The following is a 23,448-nucleotide window of genomic DNA, read 5'->3' on the forward strand; positions in this document are numbered from 1 at the left end:
CTCTTCCTGCCGTGAGGGGATTGCCTTGCTTACAGGATGCCCAGCACGCGCTCTGCCGCCAGAGCTGCTTTGTAGGGGAGCACGCGCGAGGCTGCGTAGTAGGCCCGCATGTCCAGGGACGGGATGCAGAGGTCTTTGCCCGCGCGTGAGGCGCGCAGGGCTGCCTTCGCAACATTCTCAGCGCTCTCGAATCCAATTGCGGTCATGGCGCGCGCGGCGACATCGTCGCCCGGTTTGTCGAGGAATTCGGTCTTCATGAATTTGGGGCACACGGCGGTCACGTGGATGTTCGCGCTGCCGAGCTCTGCGTCGAGCGAGCGCGAGAGGTCCAGGACGAACCGTTTTGCCGCCGAGTACACGGCGAGTTTCGGCTGGGGAATAAACGCCGCCACGCTCGATATGTTGATGATGCGGGAACCGGCGCGTAGATAAGGGAGGGTACGGTAGATGAGCTCGACCGGTGCCTGCATGAGCAGACGTGCCATTGCGCCGCCGTCTTTCGTGCGCTGGGAGGCGACCGAGCCAAAGATGCCGAACCCCGCATTGTTTACCAGGAGCGCGACTTCCGCGCCGGGCGTCTCGGCAAGAGCTCCCTCGATGACTTCGAACGAAGACGGATCGGTGAGGTCGAGGCAAAAGGGGCGAACGGGCGTCGAGCTCGTGCGGCGAAGCGCCTCAAGACGCTCGAGCCTCCGAGCAATGGGCCAGATCTCATCGATGTGCCCTGCCTCGCCGGCGTCTATGCGTCTGACGAGCTCTCGGCCCAAGCCGGAGCTTGCTCCCGTGACAATGGCGACTCGCAGCATATGAACTCCCTACGCATCGATATCACTTGTGCGATTTCGCATCGGCAAGGTTCTTGTTCCCGATTTCCACTTGCCAAATACACTTGAAAATACCTGCGAATTCTTACATAATCAACGAAGATCGCGACGGAAAAATGCAGATGAAACGAACCACCATCCGTTGCTTGGGGCGCACTGCGCCATCGAGCCATACCATTCATCTTTTCCATCCGACCTCAAGCCGTCGCCCGACGTAGTCTGGCGCGGTTATCTGTCATGAAACGTATGGTACCGAGGGAGTGCGCCATGGCTGAGGCAAGAATTGGATATCGTGGCAACGCGGTCGGCATCTCCGCGGGATTGGGCATTGCACTTCCGCTTGCCGCGTATGCTGTGAGCTTGCCGTTCGATGGTGTAAGCGAGGTTGTCCGCGCCGACGCCATGCCGTTCGCCGCCGGTATCGTCGCCGGTGTCGGCATGCTGGCGCTCACGGGTCATCTTCTCGACGTCCATGCCGATCGTGTCGCCGCCGAAGAGGCCGAGGCCGCGCGATTCTCGTCCATGTACGAGACGGGCGTCATCAATAGGGGTGCTTCCAATTCGCACTCCCAGACATCCTCGGCACCACGGGGCAAGCGCTTTGCCCGTAAGGGCACCCCGGCCGGCGTCCCTGTGATCTCGCGCGCGGTTGATGCACTCGACGAGATGGAGGCATGGGCCGAAATCGACGCGATGTTCAAGGACGGCTCGCCTATCAGCTGTGACCCCACGCGTTCGAAGGATATGTACCAGATCGCGCTCGAGGAGTTGCGTCGTTCCGAGCGCGCTGCAGCGGCCGCCACCCCCGTCACCGCGGCCGCTGCCATCGCTGCCACCGCTGCCACCGCTGCCGTTCGAGTCACGACCCCCGTCCCTCAAGCTGCCAATGCGGGTGGGTCGTTCGTCGATGATTTCGATTTGGACGAAGCCGATGCGCGCGACGAGGCCATGGCCTCCCTGTACGGTCCCTCGGTCGTCTCTCGCTCCCACGCGCCCGTGCTTCCCACCATGTCCGCGCCCGTCGTCCAATCGGCGGTCCCTGTGCGAACGGCCCAGGCTTCTAGCCCCGCTCAACAAGTACGGTCGCAGGAGGCTCCGAGCGTCCCGGTTGCCGACTACTCCGGCCATGAGGGTATGTGGGCGGCGGCGCTTGCCATCCTCGCTGACGAGAGCGTATCTGCTCTGACATCCGTCTCTTCCACACCCGCTGTTGCCGAGCCTGCCGCGACCTCAGTCATGGATGCCAGGCGCATGGCGGCCATTGCCGAAGGCAGTCATGCCACGCGCCTGCATAGCCATGTCAACTCGATCATCGAGGAGGAGTTCGACAAGGTCCCGTCCAAAAGCGTCCACAGGACCGCTCATGAGTACCTTAAGGTCATCGAGGGCGGGACGGCGGGGATGCCGGCGCTTCAGTCTGCGGAGGGGTAATTCGGCTTGTCGAACTTGTCGAGTCAGTTTCGTTCCAAGGTGAGCATTCCCTGGCTGCTGCTCACCTTGGTGTTCGTCACCTTCATATGGGGCAACTCCCTCGTTCCCGGTCAGGGGAGCGGTTCTTTAAGCTTGAGTGTCATGGAATGTGCCCATGAGGTGCTGCGCTCACTGGGGCTTCCCTATGCGTGGCTGACGAACTTCATCATTCGCAAGACCGCGCATTTTACCGAGTATCTCTTGCTCGGTCTGTTCGCATCGCAGGCGTTCGACAGGGCCGGTGCCGTGTCGCGCGCTTCCCTTGTCGCCACCGCCGTGTTTTGCGCATTCATTCCATCTATTGATGAGACGATTCAACTCTTCGTCGCCGATCGTTCCGGGCAAGTGGTCGATGTGCTCCTCGACTGCTGTGGGGCGGCAACGGGCATCGTGTTCCGGACAGCATGGATTAAGATGCGAAGAGGTCGCAACAACTCGCGTTAAGTGCGTGCGAAGCGCGCGTAACCGCATTGCGCGGGATTGGGCGAAGCCGGCGGTGGGGCATGGGACGGCCATGGGGCCAATGGATTTTCACCCTCAGGCCAAGGTTCTCATACTTTTCTTGAATTACCCCTTGCATTGAACGCCATGAGCGTGCATAATACTCTTCGCTGTGTGACAGACATGGTGGGTGTAGCTCAGTTGGCTAGAGCGACGGGTTGTGGTCCCGTAGGTCGAGGGTTCGAGTCCCTTTACCCACCCCATTCCCTTTCACATGGCAGATGCAAAGGGCGATTAGCTCAGCTGGCTAGAGCAGGGGACTCTTAATCCCAAGGTCCAGGGTTCGAATCCCTGATCGCCCACCATTGAATGTATGCTCCCGCAAGGGAGTTTTTCTTTATGTGCGTGTTCTAGCTCCTCAAATCGATTGCGTTCGGCTACATCCCATTGAATCCGGGGGATGCAGCAACGTTGATCAGGCACGCGGATGATGCATGTGCGGTGGATAATCGGGTCGATAGTGGGACCCAAGGCTCTCACGTCGTTCGCGCATGGCACTTAGCATGGCGTGAGCGAGCTTGAGCTGCGAGGAAATGCGAATTCCCCGTGCGAGTGAGGCGTCACGGGGGATGACGCAGTCGCGGCATGCTCCGTGGAAACGTGCCTCATGCTGTAACTGCTCGATATCCTGTAGCGCATCTGCGAGACCTGCCTCGGTGCGCTGGATCATGGCGTGCGCGCTCATCGTGCGCTTCATGTCCCCCGCAATGCGGGAAGCATCCATGTCGTCGAGGGGCACTTCCGTCATGCGGATGTCTTGAAGCGCCAGCTCGAGGGCGCGTGTCGCGACATGACGTATCGCGGCACCGGATTTCACGCGCTGAGCTGCCTTCGCTGCCTGTGTGCCGGCAATCCTTCCAAACACGAGTCCATTGGCGCTCGAGAGCCCTCCAATGCGATCGGCCCCGTGCATGCCTCCCGTCACCTCACCGCAGGCATAGAGACCGGGCACGCCGGTCTGAGCACATTCATCGATCTGTATCCCACCGTTTGCCGCGTGTGCGTACATGGCGACGTGCAGGTTATCCGCGGGAGTGATGCCCAGCTCGTCTTGCATCCATTGGGCGAATGTCCTCACAAATTCGGGGGCTCCCTCATGCGGGAATCGATAGCGAACAGAAAGCCCCTCGTCGCCAGCAGCGTCAATCGCCATGTCCACGAGTGCGTCGTCAAGACGGCAGGTGAAGGGTCCGTGCCCGGAGCGCATCTCAAGGAGCGCGCCGAGGTCCTCTGGCTCCCTGGGCAGCAGTTTGTTCTCGTCCTCGAACATGGCGTAGCGAAACGTCTTCTCATTGAAGACGATGCCGCGGGCGGGGTAGACCAAGCCGGGCATCATCTGCATGAATTCAATGTTGACGAGGGAGCAGCCGGCATCCATGGCGATGCCCTGGGCGGAGCTTAGGACGTCTTGGGAGGTGAGGCTTCGCTCGAATAGGCCTCCGGTTCCACCTGTCGAGAGGACGATGGCGTTGGCGATGCATCCGAAGAGTTCCTGGGCCCTTCGGTCGTAGAGGATGGCACCAACAATCGCCCTCGTTCCGTCTTCGCCGCGGGTGAGGCGCATCAGCTCGCATCGTTCGAGGACATCTATGCCGAGTTCCTCGAACGCGCGCTTTGCGGCAGCCTCGAACTCCTTTCGTGTGATGCCACGCCACAAACGGTGTTTATGGTCGAAGCAGGGTATAAAGGTTGATTCAAGGGCGCTTTCGGCGCTCTCCGGACGTTTGAGCCTCACGCCAAGCTCATCTTCGAGCCAGGCGATCGACGGGTGAATACCCCGTACGAACGTCTCCACGAGCCTCTCATCGGCGACACCGCAGCCAACGCGTAAGATGGATGCGATCAGATCCGCCTCGTCGGTATCGGATTCGGGTCCGATGAGGCCGAGCCCCCATGTGCCCGGGTAGAAGCTCGATCCTCCGAATAGCGGTCCGGCGCAGGCGAGTGCCACCGATGCGCCATGGGATGCGGCTTCGATTGCGGCGCTGATGCCTGCAATGCCGCCTCCGATGACGAGGACATCGCATTTGAGTTCCATGGGGTTCTCCTATCTGCGGATTGGCCGATGATGCGCCGTTCACTAGGGTACGTGGTCGCGGTATCGTTCGGACGCGCGGGTCGGTACGCGGCAGATGCTATTGCGCGGACGGTTTGTCATACGAGTCATCTAGTCGGATATTGCATGAGATCGTCTGAATTTTAGATATATGTGTACGCGCCTCTCGTGCGCCTGAGGGCTGTCGCGCCCGTACATCGGCGGGTGCGCCCGTTGCCGTGTCCGCCTGTCCGCCCTCCATCCTCCTCCTCCTGGAATCCTCTCCAAGAAAAAGGGCCGCCACCCGAAGGTGACGGCCCGTATTGCCGAGTCGTTGGCGTGCGTCTCGCGCGGCGCGAATGCTACTCGTTGATAGCGGCGTTCACGGCGACGGCGCAGGCGACGGTGGCACCGACCATGGGGTTGTTGCCCATGCCGATGAGGCCCATCATGTCGACGTGCGCGGGCACGGAGGAGGAGCCGGCGAACTGGGCGTCGGAGTGCATACGGCCCATGGTGTCGGTCATGCCGTAGGAGGCAGGGCCGGCGCCCATGTTGTCCGGGTGCAGGGTGCGGCCGGTACCGCCACCGGAGGCCACGGAGAAGTACTTCTTGCCGGCCTCGAGGCGCTCCTTTTTGTAGGTGCCCGCGGTGGGGTGCTGGAAGCGCGTGGGGTTGGTGGAGTTACCGGTGATGGAGATGTCCACGTTCTCGTGCCACATGATGGCAACGCCCTCGCGGACGTCGTCGGCGCCGTAGCAGTTGACGGCGGCACGGGGACCATCGGAGTAGGGGATGGTCTCGACGACCTTGAGCTCACCCGTGAAGTAATCGAACTGGGTCTTCACATAGGTGAAGCCGTTGATGCGGGCGATGATCTGGGCGGCGTCCTTGCCCAGGCCATTCAGGATGACGCGAAGCGGCGTCTTGCGGGCCTTGTTGGCGTTGAGGGCCAGCTTGATGGCGCCCTCAGCGGCTGCGAAGGACTCGTGACCGGCGAGGAATGCGAAGCACTCGGTGTCGTCGGACAGGAGCATGGCGCCCAGGTTACCGTGGCCCAGACCGACCTTACGGTCCTCGGCGACGGAGCCCGGAACGGTGAAGGCCTGGATGCCCTCACCGATGATGGCGGCAGCCTCAGAAGCGCTCTTGGCGCCCTTCTTGATGGCCAGCGCGCAGCCCAGGGTGTAGGCCCACTCGGCGTTCTGGAATGCGATGGACTGGGTGTCGTGCACGATCTCGCGGGCGTTCACGCCCTTGTCGAGGCAGATCTGCTCGGCTTCCTCGAGGGAGGCGATGCCGTTCTCGGCGAGGCAGGCGTTGATCTTCTCAACGCGGCGCTCGTAACCTTCGAAAGTAACAGCCATTTTCTATCCCTCCCTTTCTACTCGTGAACCGGGAAGACGTTGGCGACCGTGTGGGTCTCCTCGTCGGTGCGCGGGTCGATGTACTTGGCGGCGTTCTCCCACTGGCCGTAGTGGCCCATGGCGCCGGCGATGGCCTCCTCGGGGGTCTTGCCGGCCTTGAGGGCGTCGGTGAACTTGCCGAGGTTCATGAACTCGAACGCGATGATCTCGTTGTTGGCGTTGAGGGCCATGCGGGTCACGTAGCCCTGGGCGAGCTCGAGGTAGCGAGCGCCCTTGGCCTTGGTGCCGAACATGGTGCCGACCTGGGAGCGCAGGCCCTTGCCGAGGTCGTCGAGGGAGGCGCCCACGGGCAGGCCGCCCTCGGAGAACGCGGTCTGGCTGCGGCCGTAGACGATCTGCAGGAAGATCTCGCGCATGGCCACGTTGATGGCATCGCAGACGAGGTCGGTGTTGAGGGCCTCGAGGATGGTCTTGCCGGGGAGGATCTCGGAAGCCATGGCGGCGGAGTGGGTCATGCCCGAGCAGCCGATGGTCTCGACGAGGGCCTCCTCGATGATGCCCTCCTTGACGTTAAGCGTGAGCTTGCACGCACCCTGCTGCGGGGCGCACCAGCCAACACCGTGCGTGAGGCCGGAGATGTCCTTGATCTCCTTGGCCTGGACCCACTGGCCCTCCTCCGGGATGGGCGCGGGGCCGTGGTATGCGCCCTTGGCGACGGGGCACATGTTCTCCACTTCCTGTGAGTACTGCATGCCTCTCCTCTCTTTCGTAGTCGCTGCCGGACGCACGGTTTTGATTCCGATGGACCGGGCAAACCTGACATGCAGCTTTATTTTAACCCGAGTTGGGTCGCCTGCGAGGGAGAAGGTAAGTTGAAACGCTTTAATATGGGCGAAGCGTGGCAGGAGTGATCATGTCCGAGGGGCCGCGCCAACGGGGGACGCTATGCGTTGCGATCTTTGCAGGTGCCCGATGTGGAACCGTCTTCGTGCGCGCGCGCCTCCTTGTTCGTGCGTTTTGCAGGAACCTTGAAGGTGACACCGTCGGACTTGCGCGCGGCGTTGACTCGCGTCGGCGTGCTTGTTCGCTTGTCCGTTGGCCTGAACTTGACGCCCGCCGGCCGTCTGACTCCGCCCCAGTCACCATGTGCTACATGATGGGCGTTATGCGCGCGGCGGCTCCAGCGGTTGTAGATGCTCTCTCCTGTAGTGGAACGCATGCCCATGCAGGGGGCGGCGATGACGACGGGCAGCAGATACTCGATGGAGCGCCATATGACGAGACCTGCAGACAGATGCCATCCGAACATATTGCCAAACAGGTAGGTAAAGCCGACTTCGGCGCCGCCTGCTCCACCTGGCAGCGGAATAGCGTTAACGAGCAGCTCGACCATGGAGCCGGAGGCGAGGCAGACCAGCAGGTCGGCCTCGAGGCCAAACGAGCGCAGAACGAAATAGGGCAGCGCATACATGCAGCCGAGTTGGATCAGGGTAAGGAGCTCTACGATGGGGAGCACATGCCAGTTGGATGCTGCAGAGCGGAAAGCCTGTGAAAACGTGGTGACCTGCGTGGTGAGGAAGTCGAGGTAGCGCTCATAGCGCTCCTGGTTGAGGATGTGCAGCGTGCGCCCGATCTTGAGACCGAGCGAGCCAAGTTTTTGGATCGGTCCGGGTAACAGGCAGAGCAACAGCACACCGCCGACCTGGATGAACTTGTATCCGAACATGAAAATGCCGATCCAGATAACATCGAGCCCGATGATCTTGACGTCGGCGAAGGTCTCTAAAAAGTAGTTGCCGCAAAAGAGCAACATGATGGCGGCGAAGATGCCCTCACCCGCCTCATAGAGGGTGAAGCGTACGAATTGCAGGGCGGAAGCATCGGCCAGGGAGAGTCCCGCGCGCGTGAGGCGGTAGATTTGCGACGGGATGACGCCCGCGCCTCCCGGGGTAAGACGCATGAAAAAGACGCCGGATGCCTCCACGCTCATGAGGTCGCGGAACCCGACGGGGGAGTCGTGGTCGATGACGACGATGGCGGCGTAAGCCAGGATGCCGAAAACGTAATAGCACAGAAAGCACGCGACGCCCGCGATGATCCATTTGGGATTGACGCCGATGAGCGCGCGGATAAAGTCATCGAGTTGTCCGCTCATGACGAGGTAGGCGGCGTAGGCGACACCAATGAACGCAAGGAAGATGAAGGTGGAGCGCACCTGCTTCATGGAGGTGCTGTCGGCCTTGCGGTCCTGGACGGCGGAGACGTCTCCAACTGCGATTTTGGGGGCGCGGCGTTCACGCTGCTGCTCGGTTGCCCCGGGCGTTACGGACGCCGTTGAGCGCTCCTGTTCGCGATCGGTCTGTGACGTCATCCGTGCCTCCGTGGGTACATCGTGGCCGCGCCGTCGCGACCGTGTACACAGTGTACCCGTCTGTCACGGCGCCGCGCCGGGCATGAGCTGATACACAAGAAGGTTACGCGCTGAGTATGCCGTCGAGCGTGCGCCAGGCGAGCTCGGCACACTTGACGCGCGCGGGCATGTGCGAGATGTCCTTGAGTTGGGCCGCCTCGTCGAGGTCGTCAAAGTCGTCCTCGGTGAGCTCCTCGCCGCGGATCATCGCCAAGAAAAGCCCGGATAGGCGCTTGGCCTCCTCAACCGTCTCGCCCGTGATGAGGTCTGCCATGATATCCGCTGACGCCTGCGAGATCGCGCAGCCGTGCCCGGTGAAGGCGGCCTCTTCAATGACTCCGTTCTCCACGCGTAGGGAAAGCGTGAGCTCATCGCCGCAGCTGGGGTTGATGCCGTCATGCGTGTGCGTGGGGGCGTCCATCTCGTACTTGTAATCGGGGTGCGAGCTGTGTTCCATGAAGGATGCGGAACGGTAGATGTTACCCATTGAAGACACTCCAGACGTGGTTGAGGGAGTCGATGAAGCGGTCGATGTCGTACTTGTCGTTATAGAAGGCAAGGCTGGCGCGGCAGCAGGCGAGGTTCTCCACGCCGAGCCAGGTGAGGAGCGGCTGGGCGCAGTGGTGCCCTGCGCGGATGCACGCGCCGTCCATGTCCATGATGCTCGCGACGTCGTGTGGATGGATGCCGCGGATGTTGAAACTAACGGCCCCATGGTGCTGGTCCCAGTAGATGGACCCGATGATGTCAACGAAGGGAAGCTCGACCATGCGACTCATGGCGTAATGGACGAGTGCGTGCTCACGCTCGGCAATGGCGTCGTAGCCGACCTTGTTCACGAGATAGTCCAGCGCCACTCCGGTGGCGTAAATGCCAGCAGCGTCCTGTGTGCCGGCCTCGAACTTCTCGGGCACGGGGGCCCAGACGGCGCCCTGCTCGGTGACGGAGTCGATCATCTCGCCGCCGGTGAGGACGGGGTCGGTTTGGTCGAGCAGCTCCGCACGTCCCCACAGCACTCCCACGCCCATGGGGCCAAGTGCCTTATGTGCGGAGAAGGCGAGGAAGTCGGCGCCGAGCTCGTTCACGTCGACGCGCATGTGCGGGATGGATTGGGCGGCGTCGACCACCATGTAGGCTCCGTTTGCATGAGCGGCCGCGGCGAGTTTGGCGATGGGATTTTCCACGCCCAGGACATTGGAGACGTGCGCGGCGGCGACGATTTTGGTCGCAGGCCCGATCTTGGCAGCGATCTCCTCGTCGGTGATCCGACCGGTTTTGGTGGGGTAGAGGTAGACGAGCTTCGCACCTGCGGCGCGGCACGCCTGCTGCCACGGAATCAGGTTGGAGTGGTGCTCCATGATGGTGATGGCGACCTCGTCACCGGGCTTGAGCACGTGGGGCGCGAAGCCCTTGGCAACAATGTTCAGCGCCTCGCTCGTGTTGCGGCAGAACACCACCTCGTTGGCGCGGGCGCGACCTCGCTCGTCTACCGCGCCCAAGAGCTCGGCGATCTGGGCGCGTACGCGTGCGATGGCCTCGGTCGCCTCAACGGAGAGCGAGTACAGACCGCGCAGGGGATTGGCGTTCATCGTTTCATAGAAGCTCCTTTGAGCTTCGAGAACGCATGCAGGGCGTTGCGCGGTGGCGCCGCTGTCCAAAAAGGCGATGTCCTCTCGCTGGGCGAGGAGCGGGAAGGAGCTTTTATACGGATTGAGCCCGATGTCGACGCGGGGCCATCCGCGACTTACCTCATCAGAGGCATCGAATACGAAACTGGAAGGTGCGGTGCAGGTGTCGCAGGTCACGTTGTCGGTGTCGATCACGCGATCTCCTCCTCAAAATCCGGGACGATCTGGTTGCCCAGGCGGACGACATGGGCGCGAATCGCGTCATTGGGCGCGCGTAGAGCGGCGTCCTCAAGTTTGGCGGAGAGGAACAGGGCCTCCGTCTGCTCTTGGGAAAGGCCGCGACATGCGGCGTAGAAAAGCTGCTCGGGACGCACATGGCCGATGGTGGCACCGTGGTTGCCCGCGACGTCGTCCTCATCGCATAAGATGGTGGGAATGGTCTTGTTGTCCACGCCATGGTTTGCCAACAGGACCGTCTCGCGCTCGGCGCCCTCGGCTCCCTTTGCCCCGTGGATGAGGTCGATGGTGCCACGTAGGCATTTCTTGGACGAGCCGGTGAGCACGCCGTTTGCGTCCATGTTGGAGAGCGTCTTGCGACCGCGATGGCGGATTACGTAGTTGAAGTCGCGCTGTTCGGTACCAGCGGCGAGATAGCTCGTCTCGACGTCGATGCGGGAGCGGTCGCCCCGGAGGTCGGCTGCGAGGCCTGTGGCGGTGAAGCCGCCTGCGAGGACCACATGACGGACGGTCACGCGCGCGTCCTCGTCGAGCACGAAGCCGGAATCCTCCATGAGCGTGACGGCATCGCTGGCGGTGACATAGACCGTGAGGTCGACGCGGGCGCCGCGTCCGGCGAACACACGCAGAGTGGAGCCCATGAAGGTTGGCTGCTCGGCGGTGGAATCGAGGGAGATGGTCACGGCGAAGGTGGCACCGTCCTCGGCGATGATGTCAACGCTGGCACCCGATGCAGTGCCATTCTCAGCAGTAACACGGATGTTCGCCTGCTCGGTCTCACCAGCCTCGGCTGCGAGGACCGCGGTTCCGCCGGCGAGGAAGTTCAGATAGGCGCGGGCGTTGATGCCGATGCCAGTCTCAAAGTCGGCGGCGACATCACCGGCCATCTCGGAGAGGGCGGCGCGCTTCTCGTAGGAGGAAAGGGCGGGGACATCGAGGTCCTCGGCGCCCTTGTCCTTGCGCGTGGCGGCAACGCAGATGGCGCGGGAATCTGCACGGGCGTCGCTGCGTTCGGCGTCGAGGCGCTCCTGCAGGCGAGCGATGGCGCTTTCAAAACTCGTGGTGTTGTCCAGGGTGTCGCCTGCCTCGATTTCGACCTGGCATGTGCGTTCCAGGCCATCGGGGATCTTCACGGTGACGTCGTTCATCTTGAGCCAGCTCCAAGTTGGAGCAGGCATCGCACTTGCATGGCGAATGGTCATACCGTCCATCTTCATTATCCGATAGCCCCTTCCATCTCGAGCTTGATCAGGTTGTTCATCTCGACTGCGTACTCGAGCGGGAGCTCCTTGGAAACGGGATTGGCGAAGCCGTTCACGATCATGGTGCGCGCCTCTTCCTCGGACATGCCGCGGCTCATGAGGTAGAACACCTTATCGTCGCCGATGCGACCAATCGTCGCCTCATGGCCGATGTCCACGTTCTTGGCGCGGATGTCCATCGCGGGGATGGTGTCGGAGCGCGAGATGTCGTCGAGCATGAGCGACTGGCACGACACACTCGCCGCAGAGCCCTCGGCGGCCGGGGTGGCGACGATGGAGCTGCGGAACGTGGAGATGCCTCCGCCCTTGGAGATGGACTTGGTCTCGACCGTGGCGGTGGTGTCGGGCGCGCCGAGCACGACCTTGCAGCCGGTGTCGAGGTTCTGGCCGGCGCCCGCGAAGGTGATGCCGGTGAAGCTCGAGCGGCTCTTGCGGCCCGCGAGCACGCTCATGGGGTAGAGGTAGCCCACGTGGCTGCCAAAGGAGCCCGAGATCCACTCGATCTCGCCCTCCTCCTCGCAGCGGGCGCGCTTGGTGTTCAAGTTGTACATGTTCTTCGACCAGTTCTCGATGGTCGAATAGCGCAGGTGCGCGCGTTTGCCCACGAAGAGCTCTACGGCGCCCGCGTGGAGGTTCGCCACGTTGTACTTGGGTGCCGAGCAACCCTCGATGAAGTGCAGGTCGGCGTCGTCCTCGACGATGATGAGCGTGTGCTCGAACTGACCCGCGCCCGCGGCGTTCAGGCGGAAGTAGCTCTGCAGCGGGAAGTCGAGCTTGACGCCCTTCGGTACGTAGACGAACGAGCCGCCAGACCACACGGCGCCGTGCAGCGCCGCGAACTTGTGGTCGGTGGGCGGGATGAGCGTCATGAACTTCTCGCGGATGATCGCCTCCCACTTGGGCTCGTGGAGTGCCTCCTCGATACCCGAGTAGACGATGCCCATCTTGGAGGCGGTGTCCTGCATGTTGTGGTAGACGAGCTCGGAGTCGTACTGGGCGCCCACGCCGGCGAGATAGCTGCGCTCGGCCTCGGGGATGCCCAGGCGCTCGAAGGTATTTTTGATGTCGTCGGGTACGGAGTCCCAGTCGGCCTTTTGGTCGGTGTTGGGCTTCACGTACGTGACGATATGGTCCATGTCGAGGCCGTCGATGCCCGGTCCCCAGGTGGGGTTGGGCATGCCGTGGTAGATCTCGAGGGACTTGAGGCGGCGCTCGAGCATCCAGGCGGGCTCGTCCTTGCGCTCGGAGATCTCGCGGACGATGTCGGGCGTGAGGCCCGCGTCGAGGCGCTCGAAGCCCTCCTCGCCATAAGAGAAGTCGTAGAGGCTGCGGTCGATGTCCGCGACCTCGGTGCGGTTCTTAGCCATGACTGCGGCCTCCTAGCGGGACTCGCCCGCGGCGAGCTGCTCGGCTGCTTCGCGCTCAAAGGAGTCGAAGCCGTTGGCGTCGATCCACGGGATGAGCGAGGCGTCGTCTTCGCGCACGATGCGGCCGTCCACCATAACGTGGACGCGGTCGACCTCGAGGTGCTCGAGGATGCGCGTGTTGTGGGTGATGATGACGAGCGAGCCGTCGGTGGAGCGGCGGTAGGCGTCCATGCCGCGGGAGACCACGCCGAGGGCGTCGACGTCGAGGCCGGAGTCGGTCTCGTCGAGGATGGCGAGTTTGGGCTGGAGCAGCAGCAACTGCAACATCTCGACCTTCTTCTTCTCACCGCCGGAGAAGCCCACGCCCAGCTCGCGATTGAGGTAGGCGGTGTCCATGTCGAGCTCCGCGGCGAGCTCCTTCACGCGGCGCCGGAACTCCTTGCCCTTCATTTCGAGGCCGGGGCGGCCGGCGACGCTTGCGCGCAGAAAGCTGGAGAGCGGAACGCCCGGAATTTCGACCGGGGCCTGGAAGGAAAGGAACAGACCCGCGCGGGAGCGCTTGTCGGGGGAGAGGTCGGTGATGTCCTGGCCGTCGAAGGTGATGGTGCCCTCGTTCACGGTGTAGACCGGGTCGCCCATGATCACGTGGCCCATGGTGGACTTGCCCGCGCCGTTGGGGCCCATGAGGACGTGGGTCTCGCCGGCGGCGACATCGAGGTCGATGCCGTGGAGAATGGTCTTCTCGTCCACCGAGGCGGTGAGGCCGGTGATGCTGAGCAGGGGTGTTGCGCTCATAAGAATTCCTTTCGAGGTGCGCGGGCGATGTGCGATCCGCGCTAAACTCTAGAAGTTCACTCGGATTAACGATACGATGATAGCCGATTTCTGCGAGAATATGCAGACGTTTCGAGACCAGGCTCGCTGTTTCACATGGTTTACCGCAAGGGGGTTCGCCCATGCTCATTTCCTCAAAGGGCCGCTACGCGCTCAAGCTGATGATATACATTGCCGCGATCGGCGGGGATCCCGTTGCGGGAAGTGCCGTTGGTGATGACGCCCCTGCACCAGGGAATGGGTCGCGCTCAGGGTCGTTGGCCCTTGATGCCCCCGCACGACCCCTCGCGAGCGCCTCGCGTCCCCAGACTAAGGTGTCGCTGCGCGAGGTCGCCGAGCGGGAGGTCATCTCGCTCAAGTACTTGGAGCAGCTGGTGCGCCCGCTCATGAAGGCGGGTCTGCTCAAGAGCGTGCGCGGCAAGGGCGGCGGGTACGTGCTGGCCAAGCCAATGGGCGAGATCAGCGCAGGTGATATCTTGCGCGCTGCGGAAGGGGAGCGCTCTACCGTGGCGTGCGAGGGGCTCGACGGGACGTGCGGCCGCAGCGATTTGTGCTCGACGGTGAAGTTCTGGACCGGCCTCGAGGAGACCATCGACGCCTACGTGGACGGCGTGACCCTCGACGAGCTCGCCACCGTGCCGGAGATTAAGGTGGAGATTGAACTGTAGGTGCTAGTGGCGGCATCGGCGCGAATTGATGCCGCTATCGCGCGCACCGATGGTGCCGGGCAATGTTGTGGCTACGCGCTCCCGTGTTAGGATGATGTTTACCGTCTCCTTACCTTGTCTTGAACGGATCGTTACATGCCCGAGTTTGCTCCTGCGGCGTATTCTACACCGCTTTTCGTCTCTGCGCTTGCCCTGACCGCATTGGCAGTTTTCCATGCCGTGAGCATGTGGAGGCAATGCCGCCGCTTGCCTCTTGGAGACATCATGTGGTCGATGTTCTATGTGGCACTCTTGCTCGTTGTTAGCATTTTTTGCTTGCTCGGTGGCATAGACGCCGAGGCTGGAATCCTCGACCTTGGCGCTTGTGCGGTGGCGTTGTTTTTGTGCGGCACTATCACGCTCACGCGAAATCGCATTTCGGACGGCATGGCGGAACTTCCCATCAAACTGCGGGTTGCCCTACGTGCCGTCGCCATCGTCTGTGTTATCGCATTTGTGTCCATCCTTTCCGCATGGATGATTGATTACGTCTGGTTGGATTCGAGCGGGTCGATTCAGCTGCAATTTTTCGCCGTTACCGTTTCACTGTTTGCCGTTGTTTCTACGGCCCTGTATTTCCTGGGTCAGCGAGGGGGAGCCCTTATGGCGTTTGTCCCCCTGTGCGCTTTGGGATTTGGCATCGCCCAGCATTTCGTGGTGATGTTCAAGGGTACTCCCATCATGCCAACGGATCTGCTCTCGCTTAAGACGGCTGGTGCGGTTGCCTCCGGTTATAACTACGTGCTTACTCCCAAGATGGTTGTGGCCCTGTGTGCGACCGCCGTATGCGCTTGCAGCCTGTCCCTTCTTAAACCGGACTATAGGAGCTTTTCTCGCAGAGCGCGCGCAATCACTGCGGGCGCGAGCACGCTGGTGGGCGTGGTTCTGTTTGCCATCCTGGGCGGGTTGTTCAACAGGGTGAAACTTGAGGAGATAATTGTTTTTGGGTACGACCGATTTATGCCCATTAATACGTATCAAACGCTCGGATTCGTCCCCGCGTTCATTGAGGTCGCCCAGGATCTGAAGATTCCCGAACCGGAAGGATATGATGGGCAACAGGCGACGGACTTGCTTTATCAGCTCGAAGACGAATTCAATGCCACCATGGGTTCCACGCCCGAGCGCCTTGCGGCGGAGGCTCAGTTCAACGAGATCAGGCCTACTGTCATCGCCGTCATGAACGAGACGTTCTCCGACCTGTCGATATACGATGCAGTGCGTGATGCGGGCTATGGAGGACCTCAATTCTACAATTCGATCGAGGGGACGCTCCAGCGCGGCACGCTCATGGTGTCGGTTATGGGCGGTGGTACGGCAAATTCGGAGTTCGAATTTCTTACGGGGAATTCGATGGCGTTTATTGGCACGGGGAAATGCCCGTATCAGCTCTATGATTTGAGCGAATCCGATAGCCTAGTCAAGCAGTTTAAGCAGCTGGGATACGGTACGGTCGCCATGCATCCGCAGAGCGCAGTTAACTGGAAACGTTCTTCCGTGTATGGGCAGCTTGGTTTTGACCGCTTCCTCTCGATTGAGGATTTTGAGTCCGCGCCCATGTACCATTCCGGTGCGACGGACGCTTCTACGTACGACAAGATTCTCGAGCTGCTCGAGCAGGATGCCGCGCCGCAGTTCATCTTCGATGTCACCATGCAGAACCACAGTGGTTATGGCGAGGGGAGCGTGCCTGCCGAGGATGTGGTTAACCTGGATGTTTCGGGTGTTGACGACTCGGCGGTCTTGTCTGAGCTTGGTGTGTATTTGGCCTGCATCAATAGGTCCGATCAGGATCTGGCGCAGTTCATCGAGAGATTGAAAGGCATCGATCGCCCTGTTGCGCTGGTGTTTTTTGGCGACCACCAACCGGGGTTCGCTGGTACCTTGGCGGATTCCCTGTATGCCGATGCGGCTCAGCTTGACCGAGAGTTCAAGAAGTACGAATCGACGTATATGGTTTGGACGAATTACGAGGTTGCCGGCACGGGGTTCGGTCAAGTTCGGACGACGAGCTCATCGCAACTTGCCGCGCAGGTTCTCTACGCACTTGGTGCACCCCTGACTGATCGTCAGAAGGCAGATCTTGTCTTGGGGCAAAGCGTAGGGGCAATCAACCTGCTGGGCTATATTGGAGCCGATGGATTGAGGTATGAGCTCGGCGTCGAGAGCCCCTATCGTGAGACGATTGCGCAGATGCAAGCGATTCAGTACCTAAGGTTTACGGAGAAGCTTGGCCAGTAGTTTAAGTGTGACTGCGTTTGTCTTTCATTCACAGTCTACGCGAACTGCGCCCGATACGCCTTGCAGACCTCGTCCACGGGTCCGTCCATGCGCAGGTCGCCCTTCTCGATCCACACGGCGCGCTGGCAGATGCGCTCCACCTGGTCCATGGAGTGGCTCACGAACAGCACGGTGACGTTGCCGTCCTCGATGAAGTGCTGGATGCGGCGCTCGCACTTCTCCTGGAAGAACACGTCGCCTACGGAGAGCGTCTCGTCCACGATGAGGATGTCAGGCTCGGTGATGGTGGCGATGGCGAAGGCGATGCGCGCGACCATGCCGGAGGAGAAGTTCTTCATGGGCATGTCCACGAAGTCGGGAAGCTCGGCGAAGTCGATAATCTCTTGGAAATGGGCGTCGATGAACTCCTCGGTGTAGCCGAGCAGGGCTCCGTTGAGGTAGATGTTCTCGCGCGCGGTGAGCTCGAGGTCGAAGCCCGCGCCAAGCTCGATGAGCGGCGCGATGTTGCCGCGGACGATGCACTCGCCCTCGCTGGCCTCGAGCACGCCGGCGATCACCTTGAGCATGGTGGACTTGCCCGAGCCGTTGGTTCCCACCAGGCCCACGACCTCGCCGGGGCGCACCTTGAACGAGACGTTCTTGAGCGCGCGGAACTCGTTGAAGAACAGCTCGTGCTTCATGAGCTTGATGAAGTACTCCTTGAGGCTGTTGAGTTGCTCGGATGCCATGTTGAAGATCATCGTGACGTCGTTGACCTCGATGGCGTATTCGGAAGATGCGGTGGTTGCCATTGATGTGTCCTTAGACGTAGAGGATGAACTTGTGTTGGGATTTGCGGAAGACGAGGATGCCGATGGCGAGCATGACGACAGCCCAGACGGCACAGAGCGCGAGAATCTCGGTCGAGGGGCTCTGATTCCACAGGAAGATGTCGCGCATGAAGGTCACAAAGCCGTACATGGGGTTCGCCTTGACGATGCCGATAACCCACAACGGGGCACCCTTATCGATGAGCAGCTGAAAGTCCCAGAACAGGGGGGGTGAGGTAGGTCCATGCGGTGAGGATGACGCTCCACAGGTGGATGACGTCGCGGAAGAACACGGCGAGCGACCCGATGATGAGGCCGATACCGATGCAGAAGATGATGAGGAGACCCAGGCACACGGGCAGCCAGATAAGGTGCCAGGTGGGCATGACGCGGAACCACAGCATGACGAGCGCGACGGCGACGAGTGAGAAGGCGAAGTTCACGAGCGCGAACAGGACCTTCTGCACGGGGAACACGAAGCGCGAGATCTTGACCTTCTTGAGCAGAGGTGCCGCATCGAGAAAGGACGTGAGGGCGGCGCTCGTTGAGTCGGACATGAACGAGAACGTGATGTTGCCCAGGATGAGGTAGAGTGGGAAGTTCTCGATGCCGTTGCTGAACAGGAACGAGAACACGATGCTCATGACGACCATCATGAGGAGCGGGTTCAGCACCGACCAGACGACGCCCAGCACGCTGCGGCGGTACTTGAGCTTGAAGTCCTTGGTGACGAGCTGCTTTAAGATAAAGCGGTTCTTCTCTGTTTCGTTCTTCGCGTACGGCTGAATGGCAGCCGTGTCGGTAGAGTTATCGGCCACGAGCAGTGCTCCTAGGGCGTAGAGGTTTGTCTAACGAAATGACATCTTACCATGTGGTCCCGTGCCGCACCGTATCTGCACGGGGCGGGGTGACGTAAGACGCGTGGACTGCGAGGTGTTATCGATTGCATGCCATGCTGCCGATTTAAGCGATTTCCTCGATATAATCACACTCCTACCGAGCGGTAAGAAATTGTCTGATGTTTCAATAGCTTACCGAGCGGTAAGACATTAGGAGATAGTAGAATTTAATCCCGTTCGGTACGAAATCGAGTTGTCAGTTGCGGAAATGAGCGGAGCGGAAAAGAGTAACGGTCCGAGGTTCTCGTACGATTCTGGATATCTCGCCACGCCTAACGCGACAGCCATCTCTAGGAGCTTGCCTCTTGTCGGTGAATCGCTTCTCCCCCCAAAGCACCCGGGCGTTTTTCGATGGTCTGATTCCAGAAGGTCCGATGAGGGAGGCGTTTGAGCGCTGCTTCTGGCTTGGCTGACGAGGGCTTCCCAGAGGCAAAGGAAATGGCAGGCAAGATGGTTGAGGGGGCATGCAGGCGCGTAGATGTGCTGAGCGGATAATCAGGACGGTGGGTTTGCCGCATTTTTGTCCTGTATGGGGCATCTGGAAAGTATGAAACTGCCAAGTGGTGGTATGGCGGCTACAGATTCGACGACGGAGGCGTGTATAACCCCGGGAGCATGTTGAACTATATCGATCGGGATGGCACCGTTCGTTCTGGGCATCGTGTTTCCCGAGATGGGGCTCAAGGGCGATGGCCTTTGGAGCATGCTGTACCTCGCCGGTTATCTGACGACCGATGAGACCGCTCTACCAAACGATACACTCTCGTTGCGCCCCCCCGCGCATTCCCAACCGTGAAGTCGCACTTTTGTATCGTGCGGAGATCGTCGGGCGGTTCCTGGGCACCGCATCGCCCTAGCGTTCGAGGATGGCAAAAGCGGGGTTTACGACGTCATGCCGCTACTCGGCAAGGGTGTGTTCAGAGTACTTGAGAACCCACCGCCTTCATTGCCGTGTGCGTGGAGTACGGCGCTGTGACGTGGCGCGGGGAGATAGACATCGCACCCGAGGAGCCTACACGAACTGTAAGGTTGCCTAGGTCGACCCATCGTCGGCTGTCGATTAAAGCGATTCGGTCGATTCCGTCGATTTGAGCGATATAATCGATTTGAGGGATATGACTGGATGGGTGATGCTACATGGCGTGTTCAAAGAAGTTCTTCAATCCGTTTAAGCCCAGCGCTGGGGCGGAGCCGCCGCGCATCATAGGTCGCGATCAGGTTTTCTTGGATTATGTCGGTGCGCTGGAGGGCGGCGCGGGCGCACCGGCCCGCTTGATGAGGGTGACGGGGCCGAGAGGATCGGGAAAGACCGTTCTGCTCACCGATCTGGGCGCCCGCGCTCAGGATATCGGCTGGAATGTGGTCAATATCACTGCGGGTGTCAACATGGTGGACGACTTGATGTACGAATTGAGCCCAGATTCCTCCGTTGACTCAATCTCGCTTGCAGGCAATGCCGCGATAGCATCTGGTGAAGTGTCGATGGGCGTTAAGAGGCCGAACCTACGAGCGCTGATGAAGCGTCGTTGCGGCGAGGGGAAAGGGCTGGTAGTCACTATCGACGAGGTCCAAGATGCGCCGCTTGAGGCCATGCAGCTCATCGCCGGTTCGGTCCAGCACCTCATCAGGGAGAAGGAGAATATCTCGCTTGTGTTCGCCGGCCTCCCCATGGGGGTTATGGATTTGATCAACGGCAAGGCGCTGACGTTTTTAAGGCGCGCCCAAAGCGAGGAGCTTGACTTTATCAGTCTCATCGAGGTGAAGCTGTCCTTCAAGGACGGGTTCGCCGCCTCGGGTTTGATTCTCGACGATGATCAACTTGAGATAATGGCGCATGCGACCGAGGGTTACGCGTACTTGATCCAGCTGATCGGATATTACGTTTGGCGATTTGCGGACTTGCACCGCGCGAGTTCGATGCAGGTTTCCGACGAAGATATGCGCCTCGGTGTGGAAAACGCTATGACGCGATTCCATGAAGTGGTCCATGAGCCCGCGATCTCCAAGTTGACCAAAGGGGCGATGGAGTACCTTGTTGCGATGGCGCGAGAGGGCGAGCGCGCCTCGACCGCCGACGTCGCGAAAAGGATGGGAAGGGAGCCGAAGGCCACGAGCTCATTTCGGCGTTCGCTCATACAGCACGAGGTGATTCAAAGTCCCGTTCGTGGATATGTTGAGTTCTCCGTTCCTTTTTTGAGGGAGTACGTGCTGGATAACGCGGAGGAGTTGCTCGACCGATATTGACTCTTTGATTTCCAACTTTATCGAAACACTTACCAAACTCAGCGAAACGCGCTCCTACTCACGCTCTACCACAGGACGACGTCGTTCCAGCTGGCAGCTGCTCGCTAGCTTAGAATTTGTCAGGTAGTGTGCGCTTGATGAACTCGTCGAACTTGGGGACGGTGAAGTCGACTTCGCCATAGCCAGTTGCATAAATCAGGCCCTTGGCAATAAGCTGCGCCCTGAAAGTCGAAATACGGTTCGTCGGTGAGATCCCCATGTTTGCGGCAACGTTTGCCATTGTGCAGGGAAGCTCTCCGCATTGGACCATTGCAACCAGGAATTCTTGTTGTCTCGGAGTGCATCGATTGAAGCGAACGCGGAAGAAGCCGTTGTCGAGGCGTTCGTTGGTAGCGGCGATATTGGATGCAACATCATCGACGGTAATGACCTTTGAAGAGCTGTTCTCCCATACGGTTGCACACATCTCTTGAATTAAGTAGGGATAGCCATTCGTTTGCTCAATGATGGCGTCGACGGCCTTGGGCTCAAATGCAACGCGAAGCTCCGCAGCGGGCTCGATAATCGCTTTTCGCGCAGAGTCGATTTCAAGCGAATCGACTCTGGAGAACTCAAAGAGGCGTTCAGTATAGGATTTGACATCACCCATAGTCTTGAGAATCTTGGGAAGCCCAGCGCAGAAGAAAATGACGGGCAGTCCAAGCTGGTTGATGCGGTGGACTGCGGTGATCAGGGCCTCAAGTTCCTCCTCTGAGGCATACTGGATCTCATCGATGCAAAAGCAGATGGCCGTATCGGCCTTTTGGGCATAACGGCCAAGCTCCACCATCACCTCGGTGAGGTCGTTAGTGAGATTTCCCGTTCCCGCTGTGGCTGAGGAAAGAGCTTCACCGTCAAGTTCAAACGAGATGGTGTTGTCAGAGGGATTCCACGTTGCCGTGAACGACCGAATGACCGATATCAGCTTACCGAGCTTGTTCTGAAGCGTCTTCTTGGCGCTGAGACTAAGGACGAACGCGCTACAAGCATATGAAAGGGAACGAATGAAGCTCCCGGATTTCTCTGTGACCTCAATGTGTCTAGAGAGGAGCCCCTGATCTTCAGCCCGCTCCGCAACGGCGTTAAGGATGACGGTTTTACCCACGCCTCGTAGCCCGTAGTACACGACCGAACGAGCGGGGTAGCCCGTTTTGATGGCGAGCAGCCTTTGCTCGGCACTCTCAAGTTCAGTGTTTCGGCCGGCAAGATACTTGGGCATCATGCCAGCACCAGGCGTATATGGATTCCTGAAGTCAATCATCAGATGCCTCCTTGCTTCATATATTAGCTGATATTTAGGGAGGAAGGATTAGGCGTGTTCGGAATTAGGGGCTTAAGCAAGGGGCTTAAGACGGTCGTGGAGTTCGCAGCGTAGTTCTCATTGTTGTCTATCTGGACGGTGGGACCTATAGAATCCGAGGGTTACTCTCCTTAGTGGCCTCATTATCTGGCTCTTCGGAGTTTGTGTGGGTTGACCTGACGGTGAAAACCGGCATCTAGCGGCGCCGCGCGCCGCGTATCGTTTTTTCAACCAAGAGAAAACAGCGGGCGAGAGGCGCGCAACCGTATGCAGAAGAGTGTACTATAAAGAGGTCCTCGGGCTGCGCAGATCCGTCGTCGAGGGAGCCAGAATCGAGGGCGATTCCATAATCGTGACCGCCAGGCCGCGCAGGGCCGCTCCAAAGTGCCCCGTGTGCGGGAGGCGCTGCGCGGCTACGACACGCTGCCCGCCAGGCGCTGGCGCGCGCCCGGCGTCAGATCCGCCCGCTGCTACGTGGGGCACGCCCCGCGCCGCGTGGTGTGCCCCGAGCACGGTGTCAAGGCGGAGCCAGTTCCGTGGGCGTGGCCCTCATGATCAAACTGCTCAATTCTTAATGCACGCACAGCCCAAATCACAGTGCACATTTGGGGCTGCGGCGGAAAAGTTGGACCGTTCCCTACGCTGCAAGTCCCAGGCTCCGACGGTACTGCGCCGGGCTCATGTAGCCCAGATTGCTCTTGAGCCTCCCGTCACGGTACCACGACAGGTAGGCATCGAGCCTGCCCATGAACTCCTCCATGGTCACCCCGGACCAGTCCTGCCCATAGAAGAACTCCACCTTGAGCCTCCCGAAGAAGCCCTCCGCCCTCGCGTTGTCCGGGCTGCACCCCTTCCTGGACATCGACCTCACCAGCCCATGCTCCTCGCATATCCTCAGCCAGCCGGGCCAGCGGTAGTGGCAGCCGCGGTCGCTGTGCACCTTGGGATGCTCGCCCTCGCGCAGCTGCCTGCATGCCTCCAGCAGCGAGGAGTTCGCCATCTCGGCGTCGGGGGAGGTGGACGACGACCAGCTGATCGGCATGCCGTCGAAGCAGTCCACGATGGGCGACAGGTACACCTTCCCTGCCGGGATGCGGAACTCCGTCACGTCGGTGACCCACAGCTCGTTTGGCCTGTTCGCGCCGAAATGGTGCTTCCCATCCTCGTCCCTCAGCAGGTTGCCGGGGGCCTCCGATATCTCGCCCGCATAGGAGCTGTAGTGATGTGGCTGATGTGGCTATACTAAATTGGACAGTCGGATGAGAGTCTGAGGG

Annotated in this window: 19 protein-coding genes, 2 tRNA genes and 1 pseudogene; 7 read left to right on the forward strand and 15 right to left on the reverse strand. The window is 60.4% G+C overall.

All coding sequences use genetic code 11. The annotated features are described in order from the left end of the window. Positions 1 to 29: 29 nt before the first annotated feature. Entirely contained in the window at positions 30 to 806 is a 777-nt protein-coding gene (locus Q5Q88_RS07770) for an SDR family oxidoreductase (RefSeq protein WP_294158975.1), read from the reverse strand. 285 nt (positions 807 to 1,091) lie between these two features. On the opposite strand from Q5Q88_RS07770, the gene Q5Q88_RS07775 reads away from it, so the two are divergent. The 4 genes from Q5Q88_RS07775 (at position 1,092) to Q5Q88_RS07790 (ending at position 3,100) form a co-directional block, all read left to right on the forward strand. Continuing rightward, positions 1,092 to 2,255 carry a hypothetical protein gene (locus Q5Q88_RS07775; RefSeq protein WP_302742752.1) on the forward strand — a complete coding sequence of 388 codons (1,164 nt, stop codon included), beginning with the start codon at positions 1,092 to 1,094 and terminating at the stop codon, positions 2,253 to 2,255. A gap of 6 nt (positions 2,256 to 2,261) precedes the next feature. After that, on the forward strand, positions 2,262 to 2,738 hold the full coding sequence (locus Q5Q88_RS07780) for a VanZ family protein (RefSeq protein ID WP_302742754.1): 477 nt from the start codon (positions 2,262 to 2,264) through the stop codon (positions 2,736 to 2,738). 183 nt (positions 2,739 to 2,921) lie between these two features. After that, positions 2,922 to 2,998: transfer RNA gene (locus tag Q5Q88_RS07785), tRNA-His, on the forward strand. Between the two features lie 25 nt (positions 2,999 to 3,023). Beyond that, positions 3,024 to 3,100: transfer RNA gene (locus Q5Q88_RS07790), tRNA-Lys, on the forward strand. A 110-nt stretch (positions 3,101 to 3,210) separates the two neighbouring features. Here the strand turns inward: Q5Q88_RS07790 and Q5Q88_RS07795 are convergent. From Q5Q88_RS07795 to sufC, 9 genes are all read right to left on the reverse strand, one after another. After that, a complete protein-coding gene (locus tag Q5Q88_RS07795) occupies positions 3,211 to 4,833 on the reverse strand; it encodes an FAD-binding protein (RefSeq protein WP_302742756.1) in 1,623 nt (540 codons plus the stop codon). A 359-nt stretch (positions 4,834 to 5,192) separates the two neighbouring features. After that, entirely contained in the window at positions 5,193 to 6,197 is a 1,005-nt protein-coding gene (locus tag Q5Q88_RS07800) for a GGGtGRT protein (protein WP_118653319.1), read from the reverse strand. A gap of 17 nt (positions 6,198 to 6,214) precedes the next feature. Next, positions 6,215 to 6,949 (reverse strand): iron-sulfur cluster assembly scaffold protein, encoded by a 735-nt coding sequence (locus tag Q5Q88_RS07805; protein ID WP_118653321.1) that lies wholly within the window; start codon positions 6,947 to 6,949, stop codon positions 6,215 to 6,217. Between the two features lie 191 nt (positions 6,950 to 7,140). Continuing rightward, complete coding sequence (locus tag Q5Q88_RS07810; RefSeq protein ID WP_302742759.1) at positions 7,141 to 8,568, reverse strand: lysylphosphatidylglycerol synthase transmembrane domain-containing protein; 1,428 nt, start codon at positions 8,566 to 8,568, stop codon at positions 7,141 to 7,143. Positions 8,569 to 8,671: 103 nt separating this feature from the next. Then, positions 8,672 to 9,094, reverse strand: a complete 423-nt coding sequence (gene sufU, locus Q5Q88_RS07815; RefSeq protein WP_118653325.1) for a Fe-S cluster assembly sulfur transfer protein SufU — start codon at positions 9,092 to 9,094, stop codon at positions 8,672 to 8,674. Next, positions 9,087 to 10,430, reverse strand: coding sequence for an aminotransferase class V-fold PLP-dependent enzyme (locus Q5Q88_RS07820; protein ID WP_302742761.1), 1,344 nt, complete (start codon positions 10,428 to 10,430; stop codon positions 9,087 to 9,089). The genes sufU and Q5Q88_RS07820 overlap by 8 nt, the downstream gene beginning before the upstream one ends. Next, positions 10,427 to 11,689 carry a SufD family Fe-S cluster assembly protein gene (locus Q5Q88_RS07825; protein WP_118653329.1) on the reverse strand — a complete coding sequence of 421 codons (1,263 nt, stop codon included), beginning with the start codon at positions 11,687 to 11,689 and terminating at the stop codon, positions 10,427 to 10,429. The genes Q5Q88_RS07820 and Q5Q88_RS07825 overlap by 4 nt, the downstream gene beginning before the upstream one ends. Further along, a complete protein-coding gene (gene sufB, locus Q5Q88_RS07830) occupies positions 11,689 to 13,101 on the reverse strand; it encodes a Fe-S cluster assembly protein SufB (RefSeq protein WP_302742764.1) in 1,413 nt (470 codons plus the stop codon). The genes Q5Q88_RS07825 and sufB overlap by 1 nt, the downstream gene beginning before the upstream one ends. Positions 13,102 to 13,113: 12 nt before the next feature. Continuing rightward, positions 13,114 to 13,896 carry a Fe-S cluster assembly ATPase SufC gene (sufC, locus tag Q5Q88_RS07835; protein WP_302742766.1) on the reverse strand — a complete coding sequence of 261 codons (783 nt, stop codon included), beginning with the start codon at positions 13,894 to 13,896 and terminating at the stop codon, positions 13,114 to 13,116. 161 nt (positions 13,897 to 14,057) lie between these two features. Between sufC and Q5Q88_RS07840 the strand changes: the two genes are divergently transcribed. Next, a complete protein-coding gene (locus Q5Q88_RS07840) occupies positions 14,058 to 14,603 on the forward strand; it encodes an Rrf2 family transcriptional regulator (RefSeq protein WP_302742768.1) in 546 nt (181 codons plus the stop codon). A gap of 135 nt (positions 14,604 to 14,738) precedes the next feature. Beyond that, a complete protein-coding gene (locus Q5Q88_RS07845; protein ID WP_302742770.1) occupies positions 14,739 to 16,883 on the forward strand; it encodes an LTA synthase family protein in 2,145 nt (714 codons plus the stop codon). Positions 16,884 to 16,918: 35 nt separating this feature from the next. On the opposite strand, the gene Q5Q88_RS07850 is transcribed toward Q5Q88_RS07845, so the two are convergent. From Q5Q88_RS07850 to Q5Q88_RS07860, 3 genes are read right to left on the reverse strand one after another with little or no spacing between them, the layout of a single operon-like run. Beyond that, entirely contained in the window at positions 16,919 to 17,674 is a 756-nt protein-coding gene (locus Q5Q88_RS07850; protein ID WP_302742772.1) for an ABC transporter ATP-binding protein, read from the reverse strand. Positions 17,675 to 17,684: 10 nt separating this feature from the next. Continuing rightward, positions 17,685 to 17,876, reverse strand: a complete 192-nt coding sequence (locus tag Q5Q88_RS07855; protein ID WP_302742774.1) for a hypothetical protein — start codon at positions 17,874 to 17,876, stop codon at positions 17,685 to 17,687. A 10-nt stretch (positions 17,877 to 17,886) separates the two neighbouring features. Further along, positions 17,887 to 18,510: an ABC transporter permease gene (locus tag Q5Q88_RS07860; protein WP_302742776.1), complete on the reverse strand. Its 624-nt coding sequence runs from the start codon at positions 18,508 to 18,510 to the stop codon at positions 17,887 to 17,889. 1,218 nt (positions 18,511 to 19,728) lie between these two features. On the opposite strand from Q5Q88_RS07860, the gene Q5Q88_RS07865 reads away from it, so the two are divergent. Continuing rightward, positions 19,729 to 20,835, forward strand: a complete 1,107-nt coding sequence (locus Q5Q88_RS07865; RefSeq protein ID WP_118653345.1) for an ATP-binding protein — start codon at positions 19,729 to 19,731, stop codon at positions 20,833 to 20,835. 109 nt (positions 20,836 to 20,944) lie between these two features. Here the strand turns inward: Q5Q88_RS07865 and Q5Q88_RS07870 are convergent, their stop codons facing one another. Both Q5Q88_RS07870 and Q5Q88_RS07875 read right to left on the reverse strand, forming a co-directional pair. After that, positions 20,945 to 22,135 (reverse strand): ATP-binding protein, encoded by a 1,191-nt coding sequence (locus tag Q5Q88_RS07870; RefSeq protein WP_302742779.1) that lies wholly within the window; start codon positions 22,133 to 22,135, stop codon positions 20,945 to 20,947. A gap of 676 nt (positions 22,136 to 22,811) precedes the next feature. Beyond that, positions 22,812 to 23,393 (reverse strand): annotated as a pseudogene (locus Q5Q88_RS07875) (IS3 family transposase); the annotation flags it as partial. Between the last annotated feature and the right edge of the window lie 55 nt (positions 23,394 to 23,448).

This window comes from uncultured Collinsella sp., assembly GCF_959026545.1.
Lineage (GTDB): Bacteria > Actinomycetota > Coriobacteriia > Coriobacteriales > Coriobacteriaceae > Collinsella.